We start from the raw sequence: 21576 nt of genomic DNA, 5'->3' as shown, positions 1-21576 counted from the left end.
CCGCCTGCTTGCGTCGAACGCACGCAAATCCGCTGACTTGCGCCGTCATATCTCGACGCGCGCGCCGAGTTCGATCACGCGATCGGCCGGTAATCGCAAATAGGCCGCGACGTTGCCGACATTGTGCAACATGATCGCGAACAGCCGTTCGCGCCATAAGGCCATGCCGGCGCCGGGCGTCGGCACGACGGTCGCGCGCGACATGAAGTACGAGATCGTCGCGCGATCGAATTTCAGCCCGGCCCCGCGGCACTTTTCCAGCGCGGCGGGAAGATCGACTTCGTCCTTGAAACCGTAGTTCACCGTCACCTGGAAGCAGCCGTTGCCGAGCGTTTCGATCGACACGCGGCGCGCTTCGTCGACCCATGGCACAGGCTCGGTCGCGACCGTCAAAAAGACCGTGTGTTCGTGCAGCACGCGGTTATGCATGAGGTTGTTCAGCAGCGAATGCGGCACGCCGCTCGGATCGTTCGACATGAAGATCGCCGTGCCTTCCACGCGCGCCGGCGAACGTTCGAGCAGGTTGGCGAGAAACGGCTTGAGCGGCATCGTGCCCGCACGCGCGCGCGCTTCCTGAATCATCATCTGCGCACCGCGTCCCCACGTCGCCATGATCGTGAACATCACGAGACCGATCGCCACCGGGAACCAGCCGCCGTCCGCAATCTTCAGGCAATTCGCCGAAAAGAACATCGCGTCGATCACGAAGAAGAATGCGGTGGCGAAGATACATAGTGCCCAGTTGTATCGCCACGCATAGCGGATCACGAAGAACGTCAGCAACGTGGTGATGAGCATCGTGCCCGTGACCGCGATGCCGTATGCGGAGCCGAGCGCCGTCGACGAGCCGAAGCCGAGCACGGCCGCGACCACTGCGAGCAGGAGCGTCCAGTTGATGCCCGGCACATAGATCTGCCCGATCTCCCGCGCCGATGTGTACACGACGCTCATGCGCGGCAGAAAGCCGAGCTGCATCGCCTGCTTGGTCATCGAATAGGTGCCCGAGATCACGGCCTGCGATGCGATCACGGTCGCGATGGTGGAGAGCACGACCATCGGATACAGCATCCACGATGGAAAGAGCCGGTAGAACGGATTCTGCAACGCGGCGGGATCGGCGATAAGAAGCGCGCCCTGACCGAGATAGTTGAGCGCGAGCGCGGGGAAGACGATCGCGAACCATGTCAGGCGGATCGGCCGCGAACCGAAGTGGCCCATGTCGGCATAGAGCGCTTCGGCGCCCGTGAGCGAAAGCACGACCGCGCCCAGCGCAACGAATGCGAGCCACCGATGCCGCATGCAGAACTCGAGTCCTTCGAGCGGATTGAGCGCCGCGAGGATATGCGGCGAATCCTTGATGTTCATGAGCCCCGACACGGCCAGCACGATGAACCACAGCACCATCACCGGCCCGAAGACGGCGCCGATGCCCGACGTACCGTGCTTTTGCATCACGAACAGCGCGACCAGCGCGACGAGCGTGAGGGGCACGACATAAGGCTGAAGGCCGGGCGCCGCCACTTCGAGGCCTTCCACTGCGCTCAGCACGGAAATGGCGGGCGTGATGACGCCATCGCCGTAAAAGAGCGCCGCGCCCATCACGCCGACGAGCAGCAGCACATGCTTCAGCCGCTTCTTCGATTCCACCGACGATGCCGCGAGCGCGAGCAGCGCCATGATGCCGCCTTCGCCGTGATTGTTGGCGCGCAGGATCAGCGTCACGTACTTGAGCGACACGATGATGGTGAGCGACCAGAAGATCAGCGACACGATGCCGATCACGTTCGCCGGCTGCAAAGGCAGGCCGCCCGCGGGATCGAACACGGTCTTGAGCGTATAGAGCGGACTCGTGCCGATATCACCGTAGACTACGCCGAGCGCCGCGAGCGAGAGCCCCATCAATGCCGGATGGCCGTGCGGCTTCGGCGCGTGATTGTCATCGGCCGGCAAGCCGGGTGCAGTCGATCCCATGATTCCTCCCTGCTTTTCCGAGCCGCGCATGCGGGCGGCCTATTTGTCAGAGGATGAGCGTCTGCCTTGCTGTGTCGATAAAAGTATAGGAACGAAGCGCGGTTATGTCCGCGCAGGCTTCGTTACGCGTATTTGATCTGAGCGACCGCGCGCAGCTCGTCGGCAGTGGCGGTGCCGTAGCCGAAGAACTCCAGATACGCCGGAATCATCTCGAACAGCATGTCCGTGCCGACCTGCACGGCGCAGCCCTTGTCTTTCGCGGCGCGCAGGAGCGGCGTGTATTCCGACTTCATCACCACTTCGCCGACGAACGTGCCTGGCGCGATGCGGTCGATATCGAACGGCAGCGGGTCCGTGTCCTTCATGCCGAGCGGTGTCGCGTTGACGATGACGTCGAAGCCGTCGGGATCTTTCGTATCGGTTCTGACGATCAGGTTCGGATAGTGCTCGCGCAAGCGCGAGGCGAGCCCTTCGACGGACGCCGTGTTGGTGTCGAAGATAGCGAGTTCCGCGACGCCCGCCGCCGCGAGCGATGCCGCGATCGGCGAGCCGACGCCGCCGCTGCCGAGCACGAGCACGCGTGTGCCCGCGAGTTTGCGGCCCTTGCGCTCGACGCCGCGCACGAAGCCCGCGCCGTCGAACTGATCGCCGACGAGCCTGCCGTCTTCGCGCTTCAGGATTGCGTTGCAGGCTCCGGCGATGCGCGCGGTGGGACTCACTTCATCCATCAGGCCGACGGTCGTGATCTTGTGCGGCATGGTGACGAGCGCGCCGCGGATGTTCGTCAGCTTGAACAGATGCGGCAGGAACGCGACGTAATCGTCGGGTTTGACGCCCATCGGCACGACGACCGCATCGATGCCCTGTTTGTCGAACCAGGGGTTGTAGATCATCGGCGCCTTGAACGCTTCGGTCGGGTAGCCGAGGTGAGCAATCAGAGTGGTCTTGCCGCTGATCATGGCAGCTCCTTTCACGATGTCGGACGCGCGCGGTCGCGCTCCGATCATGATAGAGCGGATTGCGTCTGCCGCAGTGCGGCAATCAGTGACTCGCGCCAAGGTAGGCCGCCTTCACCGACGGATCGTTGCGCAACTGCTCTGCCGGGCCGTGCGTCGCGACGCGTCCGTTTTCGAGCACGTAGCCGTAATCCGCGACATTGAGCGCTGCGGCTGCGAACTGTTCGACTAGCAGCATCGTGACGCCGTCCGCTTTGAGGCGCTCGATGATGCGAAAGACTTCGTCGACGAGAATGGGCGCGAGACCCATCGACGGTTCGTCGAGCAGGACGAGGTCCGGATTGAGCATGATGGCGCGCGCCATGGCGAGCATCTGCTGTTCGCCGCCCGATAGCGTGCCGGCGAGTTGATTGCGGCGTTCTTTCAGACGCGGAAAGAGTTCGATCGCGCGTTCGAGATCGGCGCTGACATCGCCCTTCGGGCGCGACCATGTGAGACGCGGAAAAGCGCCGAGCAGCAGGTTATCGGTGACGGACATGGTCGCGAATACGCGGCGTCCTTCCGGTGAATGCGCGAGTCCGAGGCGCGCGATCTTGTGCGAATCGAGCGAATCGATGCGCTTGGAGTTGCTGCCGACGCCCATTGTGATTTCGCCTTCGGTCGGCTTGATCATGCCGGAGATGGCGCGCATCGTCGTGGTCTTGCCGGCGCCGTTCGAGCCGATCAGCGTGACGACTTTTGCCTTCGGCACGTTCAGTGAGATGCCGTGGAGGACTTTGACTTTGCCGTAACCGGCGTGGAGGTTTGTTATCGTCAGCATTTTTCTTTTTCGGCTTTTGGGGGAATCCTGTGATCGTGTCGGTCTATTAGCACTGCCCCTGTGCGGGGCGGCACTCACTTTCTTTGCTGCTGCAAAGAAAGTAAGCAAAGAAAGCAGCTTCCGATACGCCCGCGGTCACACGCAATTTGGGTAGTCCTCTCGTCCTTCGTGGGCTGCCTAAAGAGTGCCCTCATAGGCCCCATCGGGCTTGGCTCGCGCACGGTCTGTCTCATCGCACCACACAACAAACTGGTTCAGCACCAAATAGCTCCGGCCCGCTTCGCGGCCGACCGGTCAATCGGGTCCGCGCGTGCTTCTCTACTAACGTCTCCATCTCACTGCACTTGCCTCACGTTGGTTTCCCTTGCGGACCCGGCGGCAGCGCGTAGCGCTGTGCCGAAGCTCTTTCGTGCTGAACCAGCGGCCATCTAAAACTAGCTCGTCAGACCGTGCGCGATCCAAGCCCGATTGGTCCTTTGAGGGCGACACTTAGGCGAGTGCCATCGAGGACGAGAGAACTACCCAAATTGCGTGTGACCGCGGGCTTGAAAAGCTGCTTTCTTTGCCTACTTTCTTTGCAGCAGCAAAGAAAGTAGGTGCCGCCCCGCACAGGGGCAACGCTAATAGACCACTAAAAAAACGGGATCCGGCGAAAACAAAACCTAAGCCACCTGCGCCGCCTGCCCCCCCAAATAAGCCTCGATAACCTTCTCATTAGCCTGAATCTCGGAAGGCTTCCCTTCGGCGATTTTCTGCCCGAAGTCCAGCACGGAAACCGTATCGCAAACGCTCATCACCACATCCATATGATGCTCGATCAACACAAGCGTGATGCCATGATTGCGCACCTTGCGAATGATCGCGACGAGTTCGCGAATATCCGGCGCGGTCAATCCGGCCGCGGGTTCATCGAGCAGAAGCAATTGCGGATCGAGCGCCAACGCACGCGCGATTTCAAGCAGACGCTGCTTGCCGTAGGGCAGATTGCGCGCTTCCTCTCCGGCGACATGCTCCAGGCCCACAAAACGAAGCATGTTGAACGCACGCTCGCGCGCCGCGCGCTCTTCGCGCCGATATCGCGGACTCATCACGCCGACATCCGCGATGTTCGATCTGAACGTGTGATGCAAGCCGACGAGCACATTCTCCAAAGCCGTCATCTCGCCGAAGAGCTGCACGTTTTGAAACGTCCGAGCGATGCCCGACAGCGCAATCTTCGACGACGTACGCCCCGCGAGCGATTGCCCCTCGTATTCGATCGCGCCAGCAGTCGGGACATAGATGCCCGTCAGCACGTTCATCATCGTGCTCTTGCCGGAACCGTTGGGACCGATGAGGCCGTGGATCGTGCCGCGCTTCACAGTGAGATTCACATCGTTCAACGCCTTCAGGCCGCTGAACTGCATCAGCACGCCGCGCACGTCGAGGATCGTATCCGCGCCTTCCGTATCGACCGCCGCGACGGCATCGTCCTGGCGCGTATGGCTCGCGAGCTCATCGGTATCGACCTTCGTCACGCGCACGCGGCCAAGGTTCAGCGTCTTGCGCACGAAGCCGACGATGCCATCCTGCAGGTAATAAACGACGAGCAGGATCATCAGACCGAAGATGGTCAGACGCCAGTCGGTGAGCGCCTCGATCCAGAACGAAAACACCGCTAGTCCCGCCGTGCCGACGATCGGCACCGCAACGCGCTGCGGCGTCGTGGTCTTCTTCGCGAGCGCAAGCGCGGCGCCCGCGACGACGACGACCGCCAGCGCCGTCGCGACGACGCGGAAGTTGGAGATATCGTCGAGCAGCTTGGGTAACATGACGATCACCGTCGAACCGATGATCGCGCCCGTGCGCGTCTTGCGTCCGCCCATGATGATGGCGAGCAGGAAGAGGATGGTCAGTTCGAAGTTATAGGTGTTAGGCGAAATGTATTGCTCGGAATACGAGTACAGGCAGCCCGCGAGGCCCGCGAATCCCGCACTGATTACGAATGCAATTACCTTGTAGCGATACACCGACACGCCCATGCAGTCCGATGCGATCGGGCTGTCTCGCAGCGCTTCGAATGCGCGCCCGAGATGCGACTTCAGCACGCGATGCACGACGATCAGCGACACGACGAGCAGCGCCGCGACGAGCCAGTAGTACTGCACCTCATCGAGCCTGTGTCCCGCGAACATCGGCTTCGGGATCTTGAGACCCATCGGTCCGTTGGTGAGGAAATCCATCTCGTTGATGAGAATCTGGATGATCGTGCCGAACGCGAGCGTCACCATCGCGAGATACGGACCGGACACGCGCAGCGCGGGCAATGCAAGGATCGCGCCGAAGCCGGCTGTGATCAGAATCGAAAGCGGCGCGGTCAGATAGAACGGCATGCCGAGCTTGATGAACAGCACGCCCGCCGTGTATGCGCCCACGCCGAACAATCCCGCGTGACCGAGCGACACTTGCCCCGTGTAACCCACGACGATATCGAGCCCGAACAGCAGGATCGCGTAGATCATGATGGTTTCGACGAGGTGGATGTAGTACGGATTGCCCGACGCCACCGGGAAAATTGCGAGTGCGGCGAGTCCGACGAGCGCCGCGATCCAGTTCTTTGCTTTCATCGTCGCCGCCTCAGACTTTCTTGATCGCCGTCTTGCCGAAGAGACCTGCGGGCTTGACCGCGAGCACGATCAAGAGCAGCACGAGTCCCGGCACGTCCTTGTAGCCGGTGGAGATATAGAAGCCGGTCGTCGTCTCCGCGATGCCCAGGATCATCCCGCCGACGATGATGCCCATGCCGCTCGACAAGCCACCGATGATCGCCACGGCAAACGCCTTGAGGCCGAGCACCGCGCCCATCGTCGCGCCGGTCAATGTCAGCGGCGCGATCAAAACCCCTGCAAATGCAGCGGTCAACGACGAAAGCGCATATGAAAACGTGATGACGAGGCCGGTGTTGATGCCCATGAGCGACGCTGCATCGCGATCGTTCGCGGTCGCGACCACGGCCTTGCCGAAGATCGTCTTGCGGTTGAAGAACTCGACCGCGAGCATCATCACGAGCGCGCCGCCGACGACGAGCAATTCCATCGGCAGCACGTTTGCGCCGAAGACCTTCAGTGGCGCTTCGGGCAGGGGCGAAGGAAAGCGCAGATCGTCGCGGCCCCAGACGTTTTCCGCGACGTTCTTGAAGATGATGCCGAGCGCGATCGTCGACATGATCCAGCCGAACTCGGACTTGATCTTGATGGCGGGCCGCACGCCGATGCGTTCGACGAACGCGCCCTGCGTGAGGCCGAAGAGACACACGAGCGGAATCATCAGCCAGTAGTTGACGCCAGCGGATACGAGCGTGAGGCCGACGAGCGCGCCGAGCATCAGGGCATCGCCCTGGCCGAAGTTCAGCGTGCCGGATGTGGCGAAGGTGAGTTGATAGCCGAACGCGATCACGGCGTAGATCATGCCGAGTGCTATGCCGCTATAGACGAGTTGAAGGAGGATCATGGTCGGGGTTTTTCTTGTGCAGGTCTGCGCTTCTTGAGATTCCTGATTTCGCTTCGGTCTATAGCTTTTGCGTGATGCTGTTTTGCTGGATCGCGTTTTCGTGTCGGCTCGGTGTCGTCGCCGGATCCCGCTCTCGCGTCGGTCTATTAGCACTGCCCCTGTGCGGGGCGGCACTCACTTTCTTTGCTGCTGCAAAGAAAGTAAGCAAAGAAAGCAGCTTCTGATACGCCCGCGGTCACACGCAATTTGGGTAGTCCTCTCGTCCTTCGTGGGCTGCCTAAAGAGTGCCCTCAAACACCTAATCGGGCTTGGCTCGCGCACGGTCCGTCTCATCGCACCACACGCCAAACGGGTTCAGCACCAAATAGCTCCGGCCCGCTTCGCGGCCGACCGGTCAATCGGGTCCGCGCGTGCTTCTCTACTAACGTCTCCATCTCACTGCAATCGCCGCCCTTTGGTTTCCCTTGCATACCCAACGGCAGCGCGTAGCGCTGTGCCGAAGCTCTTTCGTGCTGAACCAGCGGCCATCTGAAACTAGCTCGTCAGACCGTGCGCGATCCAAGCCCGATTGGTCCTTTGAGGGCGACACTTAGGCGAGTGCCATCGAGGACGAGAGAACTACCCAAATTGCGTGTGACCGCGGGCTTGAAAAGCTGCTTTCTTTGCCTACTTTCTTTGCAGCAGCAAAGAAAGTAGGTGCCGCCCCGCACAGGGGCAACGCTAATAGACCGACACGAATACGGGATCCGGCGATATAAAAAAATCAATTCGACGCAGTAGTGGTCTGCTTGGACCGCAGAGTCCCGCCGCCTTTCTTATCGGCGTCATACGCATAGATCACCCGCCCGCCCTTCACCTCCCCGATAACCGGCACATTCGGCGTAATAGCCTCGTGATCGCCCTTCGTAAAGGGCTTGTCGTACACCATCACGACACCTTCGACCTTAGTGTTCAAATTCTCGAGCGCTTCCTTGACCTTCGGCCCATCCGTCGTCCCCGCCTGCTTGATGGCCGCAGCAAGCAAATACACCGAGTCGTAACCTTGGGCAGCAGAAACCGGCGAATCGATCCGCTCGTTCTTCGGCTTGAATTCCTTCAGATAAGCCTCGATGAAGGCCTTGCGCTTCGGCGTGTTCGCTTCCTGAATGAAAGTCTGCGGCATGCGCGCACCTTCGCCGTTAGTGCCGGCATTGTCGATGTAATTGGCCATCGAAAGCGTCCAGCTACCGATCAAAGGCACCTTCCATCCAAGCTTGGCCATGCCGTTCGCGATCTGCGCAAGCTCGGGCCCGATGCCGTAAGTCAGCACCGCTTCCGCACCCGCCTCCTTCGCCTTCAGCAACTGGGCCGTCATGTCGACGTCCTTGATGTTGAACTTCTCCACGGCGACGGGCTTCACGCCTTTCGCGGCAAGCGCCTTTTCCAGATCCTCGCGGCCGAGCTGGCCGTAGTTGGTCGAATCGGCGAGAATCGCGACCTTCTTGAAGCCACGCTTCGTCACCGCTTCCTCGACGATCATCGGTGCCTGAATGCGATCGGCGGCAGCGTTGCGGAACACGTAGTTATCGGGCTGATCGTCGAATTGCTTCGTCACCACCGTGCCGGTCGCGACATTGTTGAACACCGGAATCTTCGCTTCCTGAAAGAAGCGCTGCGATGCGAGCGCTACGCCCGTGTTGATATAGCCGACAACCGCGACAACCTTCTCCTTGTTGATGAGCTCCTGCGCGATCTGCACGCCGCGCTCGTTCTTCGCTTCGTCATCGCGCTCGACCAGCACGATCTGACGCCCAAGCACGCCGCCAGATTTGTTGATCTCGGCGGTGGCAAGACGCACGCCATCGCGCATGCTGACACCCATGGAAGACGAACCGCCCGTGAACGGACCATCGACGCCGATCTTGATCGGGTCGGCCGCGTGCGCCAACGAGAAAACGCCGAACGCGAGCGTGCTCGCAATGAGCTTCATCTTCATGTGTGTCTCCGTCGCCTGATTCGTTATTTGAAAGTCCCATGCAACGCGGCGAACTTCGCAATGCCTTTTAAACGCATTCCGCGTTATCGATTACATAGACTGTGAGCGAGTTTAGAAAAATGTAAGGATATGACCATATTCGGACATACCCGAAGAGCACGAGCGTTAGGCCACACCCAATGCATCGCAACTGTGCAAAGCCCGGCATAACCCGGAAAAGATGCGAATTTAGACAGCATCCCAAAGCGTTTTCATGGCTTTCGAAACGGAGAAAACAGCGGGTATACGCGTAACGCCAAAGAAAAAAACGCGCGGCATCCCGGAGGATGACCGCGCGTAACCTTGCGCACTCTTCAGGCTATCGCAGCGATGACAGCGTTTGCGCGATGCACTTGTTATCGCGGCGCACCGGTTTCGATCGCGTGCGCGAACTGACGCAGCACCGCGCCCGATGCATCGGTGACGGCCCAGAACGTCATGCCATCGTGATTCCAGCGCGCGAGCGCGTAACCATCGTCGGATTGCGTGACGACCGGCTCCGTCTTCGCTTCGCCCTTGCGCTCGGGAAATACGTACACGTCGATCGGATGCTTCAGGTAGCGATACACGACGACCGCCACCGGCCGATGATCGATGTAATCCAGCCGTCCGCCGACGAGCGCGAAGCCCGGACCCGCGGGATCGATCACCGGCGGCGCATAGTCGATCCGGCCGTTGAACCACGGCTTCACCGTGTGCTTGTCGCTGGACAACACGTCGATCGGACGATCCGAGATCAGCGCGCGCACATGGCTCGACACGATCTCCTGCGCGATGGGCGAGCCCGTCGATACGGACGAGACGAGCGGCAGCGCCTGGAACCACAGCATCGTGCCGAGCACGAGCGCCGAGAGCGTCGCGCCCGCGAATGCGCCGCCGAAGAACGGCCACGGCGCGGCAAACGGATTGCGCGAGCCGCGTTTCGCCGGACGCGCCGGCTCGCGCCTGCACGCCTCTTCCTCGGCCTGAGCCCGCACGCGCGCCAGCACTTGCGTGCGCAGATGCACCGGCGCGCGCTGATACAGCGAACCATCGGTAAGCCTCGCATCGAGCGAGGCAATGTCGTTATTTTCCATTTCCCGACTCCTCTGCGTGACCCGGTCCCGCGCGGCGCACGAGGCGCACGCTCGGCTTGTCCTGCCCGCCCTGGGCCGCGCGCACCGCCCCCGCCAGCATCTTGCGGCCGCGCGCGAGCCGTGACATCACCGTGCCGATCGGCACGCCGGTCACGGATGCGACTTCCTTGTAGCTCATGTCTTCGAGTTCGCGTAACACCAGCACCTCGCGAAAGGCGATCGGCAGCGCCTCCAGCGCGCGATGCACCAGATGAATTTCGTCGCGGCGCACGGCGAGCGTTTCGGGATCGGCCGCGCCTTCCTCCGACCATCCCGGCAAGGCTTCGTCGCCGCCCAGTTCCTCGTCGTAGGGCGTCGCGTCGGCGAGTTGCACGCGCCGCCGCCACTCCGTGAACCACGTATTGCGCACGATCGCGAGCAGCCACGCACGCGCGTTCGCCTCCTCGCCGCCTTCGAATCCGCCGAAGAAACGGAACGCGCGCAGATAGGCTTCCTGCACGACATCGTCGGCATCGTTCGCGCTTCCCGACAGCCAGCGCGCGAGGTTGTACGCGGCGTCCAGATGCGGCATCACCGTCGCTTCGAAGCGCGCGTGGACCGCCTCGGCGTCCGCCTGGCCGCGGCGCCCGGACCTGTCTTCTTTCGACCTGCCTGGCCACATCGCGCGGGTCTCCTTTCCACAATCACGTTCGGAAAACTTCGTTCGGGCGCGGCGGCATCGCTTTTCCGCGCCTTCCCATCCGTTACTCCTCACGCGGGCGCTTTATTCCCGTTTGCAACGGCGACTCAAAAAAATATAGCGGGAATATCCCGCCGCATTCGCTGGTTCGATGGACGGATGCCAACGCGATCCTGCCCGCCGCAACGGGCATCGCCGGCTTCGCGCCCATGCACCGAGCCGCCGTGGGCCCGACTTCACCGATTCGAACGACAAGAACCGCGGCCGTCATCATCAAAGGAACCATCATGAAACCCGACCCGAACGCACTGCCGCCCGCGCAGCAACGCGACGAACTCGACGAGCACGGCAAGCGCCGCCGCACCGCACTTTCGTGCATGGCCTGGGCGGGCGCCGGCGTCATCTGGACGGTGAGCGGCGGCGTGCCCGTTTCGCGCCTGATCTCGTCGGTGGAAGCGGCCGAGCAGACCGGCTCGTTCAGCTTCGTGCAGATCAGCGACAGTCACATCGGCTTCAACAAGGATCCGAACACGGAGCCGACGAGCACGCTCGAAGAAGCCATCAACCGCGTGAGCGCGATGGAAAGACGCCCCGCGTTCATGATCCACACGGGCGACATCACGCATCTGTCGAAGCCTGCGCAATTCGACACGGCGACGCAGATCATCGGCAAGTCGGGCATGGACGTGCATTACGTGCCCGGCGAGCACGACGTGCTGGTCGAAGAAGGCAACGCGTTTTTCGACCGCTTTTCCGGGCAATACGGCAAAGGCAGCACGCGTCACTGGTACAGCTTCGATCAGGGCGGCGTGCATTTCATCGGCCTGACCAACGTGATCGACCTGAAGGGCGGCGGCCTCGGCTTTCTCGGCGATGCGCAGCTCGCGTGGCTCAAGGCGGATCTGCAGGGCAAATCGAGCAGCACGCCGATCGTCGTGTTCGCGCACATTCCGCTGTGGGCGTTGTATCCGCAATGGGGATGGGGCACCGACGACAGCGCGCAGGCGCTCGCGCTCTTGAAACGCTTCGGCTCGGTAACGGTGCTGAACGGCCACGTCCATCAGGTGGCGCAGAAAGTGGAGGGAGAGATGCGCTTTTATTCGGCGATGTCGACGGCGTTTCCGCAGCCCGCGCCGGGCGCACCGTCCGGTCCGGGGCCGATGAAAGTGCCATCCGAACAATTGCGCACGATGCTCGGCCTGCGCGAAGTCACGCATATCGCGGGACGCGGGCAACTTGCCGTCACCGATACGTCGCTCGCGGGGGTGCAGTCATGATCGCATCGACGATTGCGCACTACGTTTCGCCCGACAATCTCCGCCCGCTCGCCGGCAAGCTGCTGCGCCAGGCCGCGCTTGCGCTGGTCGTGAAAGGCGTCATCGGCGTGGCGATTCCGTCGGCGTGCGCGGCAGAACCCGCGCAACAGGTCGCGCTGGCGAACGCGCCGACCGTTTCCATCGACAACTTCGCGTTCAATCAGGCGACGATTACCGTGCCCGTCGGTACGAAGGTGACGTGGGTGAATCACGACGACATGCTGCATACCGTCGCCGACGAGGGAAAGAGCTTCAAGTCCGATCCGCTCGACAGCGGCGACAGCTTCTCGCATGTGTTCGACAAACCGGGCACGTACAAGTACTTCTGTTCGCTGCATCCGCACATGACGGGGACGGTCGTCGTGCAATGAGTCGCGTCAGCCGCGCGCCTTCGCGATCGCGGCGAGATTGCCCTCGCCGAATCCGTGATGCCCGCGCCGCTCGACGATCTCGAAGAACATGTCGCCGGGCTTGCGCTCGACGAACGTCTGCAGAAAAAGCTGCGGCGTGCCGTCTCCGAGAATCTCGCCGTCGACGAGAATGCCGCGCGTGCGCAGCTTTCCGATGTCGAGACCGTGGCCCGGCAGACGCTCGTCGATCTCGTCGTAATAGCGCGGCGGCGGCTGCAGGAAGCGCACGCCGCGCGCCATCAATGCATCGACGGAAGCGAAAATATCCGCCGATGCCAGCGCGATATGCTGCACGCCCTCGCCTTCGTGATCGGGCAGATATTGCTGCATCAGATCCGTGCGATAGGTGCCTTCCTCGTACACCGGAATGCGGATCGCGCCGCACGGCGAAAGCGTGACGGCGGAATCCTGCGAGACGTGCCAGTCCGGATGCACCTGATGAATCTCCGAGAAGTGCAGCACTTCCCGATAGAAATCGAGCCATTCCTGAATGCGGCCTGCGCCGACCGTCTGCGTGAAGTGGTCGACTTCGAGCAGGCCGGTGCCGTTGAGATCCGCGCGTGCTCCGGGAATCGGACGAAAGTCGATGTCGTAGATCGACGTCTCGCCGCTGTTCTTGCCCGGCCAGTGATCGACGAAATAGATATGGGAATCGCCGATGCCTTGAATCGCCGGAATCGCAAGCTCGTTCGGGCCGATTTTTTCGCCCTCGAAATCCCACGCGCCGTATTCGAGCGCGCGCTCGTGGGCGACCTGCGCATCGAGCACGCGAATGCCGATCGCCGCGATGCCGACGCCATGCGACTCGGCAAAGCGCGACGCGAACGAATCCGGCTCCGCGTTCAACAGAAAATTCATGCTGCGCTGGCGAAAGAGCGTCACCGCCTTGCTGATGTGCTGCGCGACGGGCACGAAGCCGAGCGTCTCGAACAGTCGGGCGAGCCCTGCAGGATCGGGGCTGGAAAACTCGACGAACTCCAGCCCCGCGATGCCGAGCGGATTGTCGCCGAGGTTCGAATCGGGCGTCGCGCGGGCGGAGGAAGAGGAGTCGGGCTGGGTCATCGGCAATACCTCGAAAATGTACGATCTGGTTCACGGACGCAAAACTACCACGACCTGCTGCTTCCGTGCGACCGGCGGCTTCATCCAAATGGCCGCGACGATGCGCCTAGAGTAGCGGCAGCGGGATTGCCGTGTCAAAGCCGGGGCCGCCCGACGCGTCCCGGCCGATCGTACGCGCCTTCAGGCGGCGAGGCGCGCCGCGCTCATCGACGGACGCTTCGCTTGCGGCGGAAACACGTTCCAGGTGCCGTCGTCATGGCGGAAGAAGATGATCGCGAGCGGGCCGCCCGGATGCTGGGCCTCGATGCAGACGTAGCGCGCGCCGGTGACATGCGAACGGCACAGACGCACGACGCGTGCCGGATGCGCGGCAGTCGGGGCGAGCCATTTGTCGACGGCCCAGTGCAGCGAGTTTTCGGTGGTTTGCATGATGGTCTCCTCGGAATCGATCGGCAAAACGTGAGGTTCAGGCTGCGAGCGCCACATTCATGCGGCGGCGGCGTTCGGCGGCGACATAGGCGCGGAAGAGTCCCGCCACGGCTCTGACGGCCGCGTGGGGATCGATGAAGCACGCTTGCACCTGACGGCTGCGGGCGCGGCCGTCGAGGCACCACGTAACGAAGTGCTCGCAGTTGTTGGTGAGCAGGTGATAGTTGTCTTCGCCGAGGCGGCTGCGGGCGCGGCGCACCGCTTCCATGCCGACGAACTTCGCGGCCGGGTTCTGGCGGATCGTGACTTCATGACCGGCGGCGAACTGCTCGACCGGGACTTCCTCGACCGGGCCGCGATGCAGCGACTTCGCGAAACCGGCATAGTGGATAACCATGCCGTTGCCGGCGTAGATGCCGTGATGTTCATAGCCGGAACGGCGCGTGACGAGTTCGGTGCCGAGCGCGGGTTCGTCGTCGAGCGAGAAGCCGTTCGCGGCGGCTTGCTGTTCGATCAGTCCGATTTGCTGGTTGGTTGACATGGCTGGCTCCGATTTTTCTTTGCTGGCGCCAGGTGTTTGTTCGGCGCCGGGTTGCCTAGCCTTTTGCATCTTCCTTGCCAGTTTCGATAAGCCATTGATTACGTGTGGTTATTGCGGAATCGCGAGCGTGTTTCGACGGCGTTGTGTTTTTCATGGGCCAACAGTTTTCTTGCGTGTTTGTTGGACCTGCTGCACCAGAATTCGCGTCGTGCGGGCCGATCGGACGCGCGCCGCGTGTGTTGGTTATGCGGCGCGACGCCAACATCGCTTGTTGGCGACGATCCAACGGATGCGATTCGGCACCCTGCCATTTCGTTTGCGCCGATGCCGCCAGAACGCCGCCCCATCGGCGATTCGGACGCAATCTCCGCCATTTGGCGTGCGTCGGCATGGGCCTTGCATTGATCCGTGCGTCCTGCTCACAGGCCATCCCGGAGAAACGACATGTGCGCCTTGACCGTCAGCGATCTCGAATACGACCGCGTGCTGGATCACGCGGCGATGTCGGCCATCAGCGGCGGAGGCGGTGCGCCGTGGGTGTTCGGCTGGATCACGCCTTTCGTGGAGCGTTCATCGGGCGGCGGGGCCGCAGCCGGCGCGATTACGCTGGTCGATGTGACCAACAACATCTACGCGGTCACGAACAACATCACCAATAACGTGACGAACATCACGGTCGGCCAGATGGTCAATCAGTTTCAGAACGTCGCGGTCAGCAATACGGGCAACGGCGCGACCCTTACCGTCAGCCCGAATTCGGTCGCGGGGAATCGCGCGGGCTAAAGCGGTGCAGATCAAGATTCGCTTCGGACGCGCGTTGGTACACAATGAGCGGGATCGTCCGCAAGGCCCGCCCGACGCCGCGTCACCCAGCATTCCGGAGGTTGCCGTGACCTTCACCACCGAGTTTCGATGGACATCCGCCGCCCGCACCGACACCGGCTGCGTCCGGCAGATCAACGAAGACGCGCTGCTCGATGCGCCCGAGCGCGGACTGTGGGCCGTCGCCGATGGCATGGGCGGCCACGCGGTCGGCGATCTGGCGAGCCGGATGGTGATCGAGAGCCTCGCGAAGGTATCGCCGGCGAACAATCTTGCGGGCACCATCGCCGATGCCCGCGCGCGTCTTCTCGACGTGAACGACAAGCTGCGTGCGGAAGCGGCGCGGCGCCAGGTGTCGCGCATCGGCAGCACGGTCGTCGTGCTCGCTGCGCGCGATGGCGCGTGCGGTTATGTATGGGCCGGCGACAGCCGCATCTATCTGCTGCGCCAGGGACGGCTCGTGCAGCTCACGCGCGATCACAGCCACGTCGAGGAACTGAAGGCGCGCGGGCAACTCACGGCGGAAGAAGCGCTGCATCATCCGGCGCAGCATCTGATCACGCGCGCGGTCGGCGCGCTCGATGTGCTCGAACTCGACGAGAACACGCTCGCCCTGAACGACGGCGATACGTTCCTGCTATGCAGCGACGGTTTATCGAACGAAGTCAGCGAAGCCGAAATGATGAGCGAGCTCGCGCCGGGCAATTGCGATGTCGCCGCGCAAAGGCTGCTGGAAATCGCGCTCGCGCGGGGCGGGCGCGACAATATTTCAGTGGTCGTCGCGCATGCGGTCGATTTGATGGCGACGGATAAGACGCAGGTGAATCCGTCGATTTAAAGGCGGCTCAACCGCCCGCCTCCTTGTTCTTCTGCGCCGCCGCTCGAAACTCCTTCGAATGCAGCCCGTGCTTTTTCAAAAGCATCTGCAGATGCGAGCGGTTCATCTCGTACCGTCTCGCAAGCTCGGCCACCGTTCCGCCGGTTTCCTGCAAGCCTCGTTCGAGAAACGCGCGCTCCGCTTCGTCGCTGGCGACGCGCTTCGCTTCCGCGAGCGAGCTCGCCGTCGCGATGCCGTTTCCGCTCGCCGCCGGCCCGCCCATTGCGAGCGAGAGCGATGACTTCGGCCGTATATCGACCGGCAGATGATCGATGTCGGCCATATCGCCCGCAAGACACGCGAGGCGGTACACCACGTTCCGCAACTCGCGGATGTTCCCCGGATAGTCATAGTTGCGCAGAAAATCCCGTAGCCGCGGCGACAACTTCACCGGCCGGCGCTTCAATGTCGCGGCCGCTTCGTCGCCGAAATACGCGAGCAGCAGCGGAATTTCATCGCGCCGTTCACGCAAAGCAGGCAGCGTCAGATGAATGACGCTCAGCCGATAAAACAGATCCTCGCGAAAACGCCCCTCGTCGCAGAACTTGCGCAAGTTGCGATTGGTTGCCGCGACGATGCGCGTATCCACCGCGATGGGCTCGTCCGAACCCACGCGCTGAATTTCATGCGCTTCCAGTACGCGCAACAGCTTCACCTGCCCCTGCAAAGGCAGTTCGCCGATCTCATCGAGAAAGATCGTGCCCGTGTGTGCGCTTTCGAATTTTCCCTTGCGATCATTGCTCGCTCCGGTGAACGCGCCCTTGCGATGCCCGAATAGTTCGGACTCCAGCAGATTGTCCGGAATCGCGCCGCAGTTCACCGAGATATACGGCTTGTCGGCACGCGATCCGTTCGCGTGAATGACCTTCGCCATCAATTCCTTGCCGGTGCCGCTTTCGCCATCGATCAATACCGGCAAGTCCGTCGGCGCGGCTTTTTCCGCGATTTCCAGCGCTTCCAGCAACTTCGGGTTATCGCCGAACGTGCCTTCGAATACGAAGCTGCGTTCGATCAGCGCCTGCCGCCGCGCGCCCGGCGGAAGATCGCGCTTCGGTTCGGCGGCCGCCGCCTGCACGAAGCGCTCCTTGTGCGACAGTTGCATGACTTCGTCGCGCAGGGTGCTCGCCTGCCGCAACAGCTTTTCGATCTCGGGACGCTCGAGCCGCGAGGTCCATCGAAGCGTCGAGCGCAAGATCTCGATCTTCTCGATGAGCCCCGCATACGAAATCGCCGATGACGCGGGCGCGCTGGTATCGCTTTCCGGTTGGTCGAGTATTTTCATGCTGCGCTCAGTTGCTTTTGCACGAGTTGGTAGTACATGCCCTTTCTCGCGACGAGTTCGTCATGCTTGCCCTGTTCGACGATGCCGCCTTCGTATAGCACGAGAATCTTGTCGGCGCGCATGATCGTCGAAAGGCGGTGCGCGATGATGACCGCCGTGCGCCCTTTCAAAATCTCCTGCATGTTGCCGAGAATATTGCTTTCAGATTGCGTATCGAGCGCGGACGTCGCTTCGTCGAATACGAGCAGACGTGGATCGTGATACAGCGCCCGCGCGATGCATAAGCGCTGAATCTGTCCGCCCGACAACCCTACGCCGCGCTCGCCGACCACCTGCTCATAACCGAGCGGCATCTTCGCGATGAACGCGTGCGCGTCGGCCATCTTCGCGACTTCTTCGATACGCCTTCTGTCCGGCGCTTCATCGCCGCTCGCGATGTTCTCCGCGATCGTCCCCGAAAACAGCAGGTTGCTCTGCATCACATAGCCGATCTGCGCGCGAAAGAACCCTTTATCGACGACGTTGATATCGTAGCCATCGACGGTCATCTTGCCTTCGCTCGGCGCATAGAAACCGACGAGCAGTTTCGCGAGCGTCGTTTTACCGGAGCCGCTGCGCCCGACGATCGCAATCAGCTCGCCCGGCTTGATATCGAAGCTGATGTTCTCCAGCACGTAGGGCGCATCGCCTTCGCCATAACGGAAGTACACGCCGTTGAAACTGATATCGCCCTGCAGGTCGGGCAGCATGACGCGCTGCTGCATGTCTTCGGGCTTCTGCTCCGGCTCGATATCGAGCACGTCGCCGAGCCGCTCCATCGCGACGCCCGCATCGTTCAGCAGGCTCCACAAGTTGATGAGACCCATCAGCGGCGCGAGCACGCTGCCCATGTAGGCATTGAACGCGATCAGTTGCCCGATGGTCAGTTCGCGCGCAAGCACGAGATTCGCGCCGACCCATAACACGCCGATGGTCGTCGCCGCATTGAGCAACTGGCTGCACAAGCCCACCACGATATTGAAGCGCTGCGACTTGTATTGCACTTCGAGCGACTTCGCATACTTCTTTTCCCACTTGAGACGCACCGCGCGCTCGATACCCATGCCCTTCACCGTTTCGACGCCGCCGAGTGCTTCCATCAGATACGAACGCGCATCCGTTCCCGCTGAGAACGTTTCGCGCGCGTTCTGCTTGATGCGCGGCGTCGCGACGACCGTGAGCACCATCATCGGGATGACGAACGCGATCAGCAGCAACGTGAGCTTCACGTTGTAGAGGAACATGATCGTGAAGTAGATGAAGATCATCAGCAGGTTCAGCACGGTCGATACCGTCGATTCGGTGAGAAACGCGCGAATCGTGTGATTCTCCTGGAAGCGCGCGAACACATCGCCGGTCTTGCGCTTCGCGAAGAAGCCGAACGGCAGCGAGAACGTGTGCCTGAAGAACTGCGACATCATCGCGAAGTCCATGTTGCGGACCATGAAGTTCGCGAGATACGCGCGTATCGTCGTCATGAGCTGCGTGAACAGGCTCGCGATGATGAGCCCTGCGATCAGCACATGAAGCAGGTTCACGTTCTGATGCACGATCACGCCATCGAGAATGTTCTGGATGATGAGCGGCGGTATCACGCCCAGCACTTGAATGACGAAGGTCGCGAGAAAGAGATGCAGCAGGATCTTCTTGTACGGCTTCAGATAGCCGACGAAACGCAGCCACGGCGAACGCGACACGGCCTTTTGCGTGAGATCCTGCCCCGGCGTGAAAAGCAGACACGTCCCGCTCCAGCCGCGCTCGAACTCGCCGACAGTCATCTTCCTGAAGCCGATCGCCGGGTCCGCGACCCATACGTTCTCGCTCGACACGCCATAGACGATGATGTAGTGGTATCCCTCCCAATGCGCGATGAACGGCATCTCGAAGCCGCGCAACGATTCGAACGTGCACTGCACGCCGCGCGTCGTGAAGCCGAGCGATTCGCCGGCGCGTGCGAGTGAATCCAGCGTCGCGCCGGATGTCGTGACGTTGGCCAGTTCGCGCAGCTTGCCGAGCGTCATGTTGATGCCGTAGTGACGGCAGATCATCGCGAGACAGGCCGCGCCGCAATCCATCTCCTCCGCCTGCTCGATCCACGCGAAGCGCTTGATGACGCGCTCGCCTAGTTCGGGCTTCGTGTGCAGATCGAGCATTGCGGGCAACTTGCGGCGCTCGGTAATCTTCTTCTGCCGCTGCAATTCGCGCTCGGTGAAGCGGATGCGCTCTTCGAGCACTTCGCGCAGCTTCACGTTTCGCTCGATGATGAAGTGCACGGTCTTCTCGGGAATCACGAGCAGGCGCGTATCGGTGCTCGCGATGGCGGAGGCCATCTGCTCCTGGCGCATCACGCAGGCCTTCTCGCCGAAGATCTCGCCGGGACCGAGCGTCGCGAGCACATGCCGCTCGCCGCCCTCTTCGCGCACGATCCGCACTTCGCCTTGCCGCACGACATAGAGACGCCGGTCGTCGCGCGACTCCTGCTTGAGAATCTCCTTGCCTTCCGCGACACGCTTCACGCCGACGCTGCGCACGCATTCTTCGAGTTCGGCCTTGTCGAGCTTGCCGCGCAGATCGAAGAGCTTTGCGACGAAGCCGCCCGCCGAGTTAATGGCGACATAGCTCGTGACGAAGGCGAGCGCGGCGGGATTCTTCGCGATGACGGGGTCGATCGCCGTGCGCGGGATGAACAGCAGCTCGGTCTTGCCGGAGGAGCGCACCGACGACTCATGGCGATAGTCGCGCAGCATCGCGATATCCGCGAAGGTCTCGCGCTCCTTCTTCACCCCCATGCTGATTTCCTTGCCGTGCTCTTCGGTGAAGATACGCACGGACCCCGCTTTCACGATATAGAGTCCATCGGCCGCATCGCCCGCGTTGCACACGGTCTCGCCGAAACCGAAGCGCCGCGACTCCGCTTGCGCCGCGAATTGCTCGATTTCCTCGCGCGTGAAGGGCGAAAGAATCTCCACCGACGAAAGAAAGTCGGCAGGCGAATCAAGGCTCGATGGAGCGTCCATGTCGTGTCGCGTTCCGGTCGATCAGCGTGCTTCGATGACGTGTTCCTGCGCACGCGCCATCATCCAGTCTTCGCGCAGCAGGCGGCGAATTTCCGCGGACACGTCCTCGTCGAGCTTCGCCGGATACTTCGCCGTCACCGCGAAAATCTCATACGATGCGCCGTCCGCCGATACGAACGGCCCGAGCAGATCGCCGACCTCCGCGTTGAAGACTTTCGCTTCGACGTCCGGTTTCATCTGTCCGCGCATCACGCGGCCGATCACGCCGCCCGCGTCGCGCGTGTCGGCGAGCGAGTGCTCGCGCGCCATGTCGGCGAAGCTGTCGGGATCGTCGTTCAGATACGAGATCATTTCCTTCGCGCTGCCTTCGGTGTCGAGCAGGATATGACTGACTTCGATGCTGTCGAACTTCGGCGAGTTGAGCTGGAAGTACTCTTCGATCTCGCGCGCCGTGCCTACCTTGTCGAGCATCTTTTCCTGATACAGCGTGTCGGTGATGAAGACCTCGAACTCGTCGAGGCTCACATGCAGCGCATCGAGATAATTGTTCATGTCCGCCGCGCGATGCAGACCGCGAATGCGCCGAAACTGATCGGCGCGATTCTGGATTTCATCGTCGCTCACGGCGATACCCGACTTCTTCGCCGCGCGCACCGTGAGCTTGTCGCGCACGAGCTGCTCGATGAGACTGTCGAACTGACCATTCAACTTCAATAACCTGATGAATTCGCCGACGTCGACCACTTCGTCGTCGATACGCACAATCGCCGTCATAT

The 21576-nt window shown here is 61.8% G+C and carries 18 protein-coding genes; 4 read left to right on the top strand and 14 right to left on the bottom strand.

From position 1 onward, the window contains the following. Nucleotides 1-45 precede the first annotated feature (45 nt). The 8 genes from BG60_RS12075 to BG60_RS12040 form a co-directional block, all read right to left on the bottom strand. On the bottom strand, nucleotides 46-1971 hold the full coding sequence (locus tag BG60_RS12075) for a potassium transporter Kup (RefSeq protein WP_008353280.1): 1926 nt from the start codon (nucleotides 1969-1971) through the stop codon (nucleotides 46-48). 122 nt (nucleotides 1972-2093) lie between these two features. Continuing rightward, complete coding sequence (locus tag BG60_RS12070; protein ID WP_008353278.1) at nucleotides 2094-2930, bottom strand: shikimate dehydrogenase family protein; 837 nt, start codon at nucleotides 2928-2930, stop codon at nucleotides 2094-2096. An 82-nt stretch (nucleotides 2931-3012) separates the two neighbouring features. Next, entirely contained in the window at nucleotides 3013-3747 is a 735-nt protein-coding gene (locus tag BG60_RS12065) for an ABC transporter ATP-binding protein (RefSeq protein ID WP_008353276.1), read from the bottom strand. A gap of 662 nt (nucleotides 3748-4409) precedes the next feature. Further along, nucleotides 4410-6353 carry a branched-chain amino acid ABC transporter ATP-binding protein/permease gene (locus BG60_RS12060; protein ID WP_008353274.1) on the bottom strand — a complete coding sequence of 648 codons (1944 nt, stop codon included), beginning with the start codon at nucleotides 6351-6353 and terminating at the stop codon, nucleotides 4410-4412. A gap of 10 nt (nucleotides 6354-6363) precedes the next feature. Next, entirely contained in the window at nucleotides 6364-7236 is an 873-nt protein-coding gene (locus tag BG60_RS12055) for a branched-chain amino acid ABC transporter permease (RefSeq protein ID WP_008353273.1), read from the bottom strand. A gap of 763 nt (nucleotides 7237-7999) precedes the next feature. Beyond that, on the bottom strand, nucleotides 8000-9211 hold the full coding sequence (locus BG60_RS12050) for an ABC transporter substrate-binding protein (RefSeq protein WP_008353271.1): 1212 nt from the start codon (nucleotides 9209-9211) through the stop codon (nucleotides 8000-8002). A gap of 395 nt (nucleotides 9212-9606) precedes the next feature. Further along, a complete protein-coding gene (locus BG60_RS12045) occupies nucleotides 9607-10326 on the bottom strand; it encodes an anti-sigma factor family protein (protein WP_008353269.1) in 720 nt (239 codons plus the stop codon). Continuing rightward, nucleotides 10316-10987 carry an RNA polymerase sigma factor gene (locus BG60_RS12040; protein WP_008353267.1) on the bottom strand — a complete coding sequence of 224 codons (672 nt, stop codon included), beginning with the start codon at nucleotides 10985-10987 and terminating at the stop codon, nucleotides 10316-10318. The genes BG60_RS12045 and BG60_RS12040 overlap by 11 nt, the downstream gene beginning before the upstream one ends. Before the next feature lie 305 nt (nucleotides 10988-11292). Here BG60_RS12040 and BG60_RS12030 point away from each other — a divergent pair, with 305 nt between their 5' ends. Both BG60_RS12030 and BG60_RS12025 read left to right on the top strand, forming a co-directional pair. Beyond that, entirely contained in the window at nucleotides 11293-12282 is a 990-nt protein-coding gene (locus BG60_RS12030; protein WP_008353265.1) for a metallophosphoesterase family protein, read from the top strand. Further along, complete coding sequence (locus BG60_RS12025) at nucleotides 12279-12692, top strand: cupredoxin domain-containing protein (protein WP_008353264.1); 414 nt, start codon at nucleotides 12279-12281, stop codon at nucleotides 12690-12692. Before BG60_RS12030 ends, BG60_RS12025 begins: the two co-directional genes overlap by 4 nt. A 6-nt stretch (nucleotides 12693-12698) precedes the next feature. Here BG60_RS12025 and BG60_RS12020 read toward each other — a convergent pair whose 3' ends face one another. The 3 genes from BG60_RS12020 to BG60_RS12010 all read right to left on the bottom strand — a co-directional run bounded on the left by BG60_RS12020 (nucleotide 12699) and on the right by BG60_RS12010 (nucleotide 14763). Beyond that, complete coding sequence (locus BG60_RS12020) at nucleotides 12699-13793, bottom strand: 4-hydroxyphenylpyruvate dioxygenase family protein (protein WP_008353263.1); 1095 nt, start codon at nucleotides 13791-13793, stop codon at nucleotides 12699-12701. 180 nt (nucleotides 13794-13973) lie between these two features. Then, nucleotides 13974-14222, bottom strand: a complete 249-nt coding sequence (locus BG60_RS12015) for a hypothetical protein (RefSeq protein WP_033537064.1) — start codon at nucleotides 14220-14222, stop codon at nucleotides 13974-13976. A 37-nt stretch (nucleotides 14223-14259) separates the two neighbouring features. Next, entirely contained in the window at nucleotides 14260-14763 is a 504-nt protein-coding gene (locus tag BG60_RS12010; RefSeq protein WP_008353261.1) for a lecithin retinol acyltransferase family protein, read from the bottom strand. Between the two features lie 444 nt (nucleotides 14764-15207). On the opposite strand from BG60_RS12010, the gene BG60_RS12005 reads away from it, so the two are divergent. Together BG60_RS12005 and BG60_RS12000 are read left to right on the top strand one after the other, a co-directional pair. After that, nucleotides 15208-15546 (top strand): hypothetical protein, encoded by a 339-nt coding sequence (locus BG60_RS12005; protein WP_008353260.1) that lies wholly within the window; start codon nucleotides 15208-15210, stop codon nucleotides 15544-15546. Nucleotides 15547-15652: 106 nt separating this feature from the next. Continuing rightward, a complete protein-coding gene (locus BG60_RS12000; protein ID WP_008353259.1) occupies nucleotides 15653-16423 on the top strand; it encodes a PP2C family protein-serine/threonine phosphatase in 771 nt (256 codons plus the stop codon). 7 nt (nucleotides 16424-16430) lie between these two features. Here BG60_RS12000 and BG60_RS11995 read toward each other — a convergent pair whose 3' ends face one another. From BG60_RS11995 to BG60_RS11985, 3 genes are read right to left on the bottom strand one after another with little or no spacing between them, the layout of a single operon-like run. After that, a complete protein-coding gene (locus BG60_RS11995) occupies nucleotides 16431-17744 on the bottom strand; it encodes a sigma-54 interaction domain-containing protein (protein ID WP_008353257.1) in 1314 nt (437 codons plus the stop codon). Next, complete coding sequence (locus BG60_RS11990) at nucleotides 17741-20800, bottom strand: peptidase domain-containing ABC transporter (protein ID WP_008353255.1); 3060 nt, start codon at nucleotides 20798-20800, stop codon at nucleotides 17741-17743. The genes BG60_RS11995 and BG60_RS11990 overlap by 4 nt, the downstream gene beginning before the upstream one ends. Nucleotides 20801-20821: 21 nt before the next feature. Then, nucleotides 20822-21574: a peptidylprolyl isomerase gene (locus BG60_RS11985; protein ID WP_008353254.1), complete on the bottom strand. Its 753-nt coding sequence runs from the start codon at nucleotides 21572-21574 to the stop codon at nucleotides 20822-20824. Between the last annotated feature and the right edge of the window lie 2 nt (nucleotides 21575-21576).

This window comes from Caballeronia zhejiangensis, assembly GCF_000698575.1.
GTDB lineage: Bacteria > Pseudomonadota > Gammaproteobacteria > Burkholderiales > Burkholderiaceae > Caballeronia > Caballeronia zhejiangensis.
Note: the sequence above shows the minus strand (reverse complement) of the source record. Positions and strands in the feature narration are given on the sequence as shown.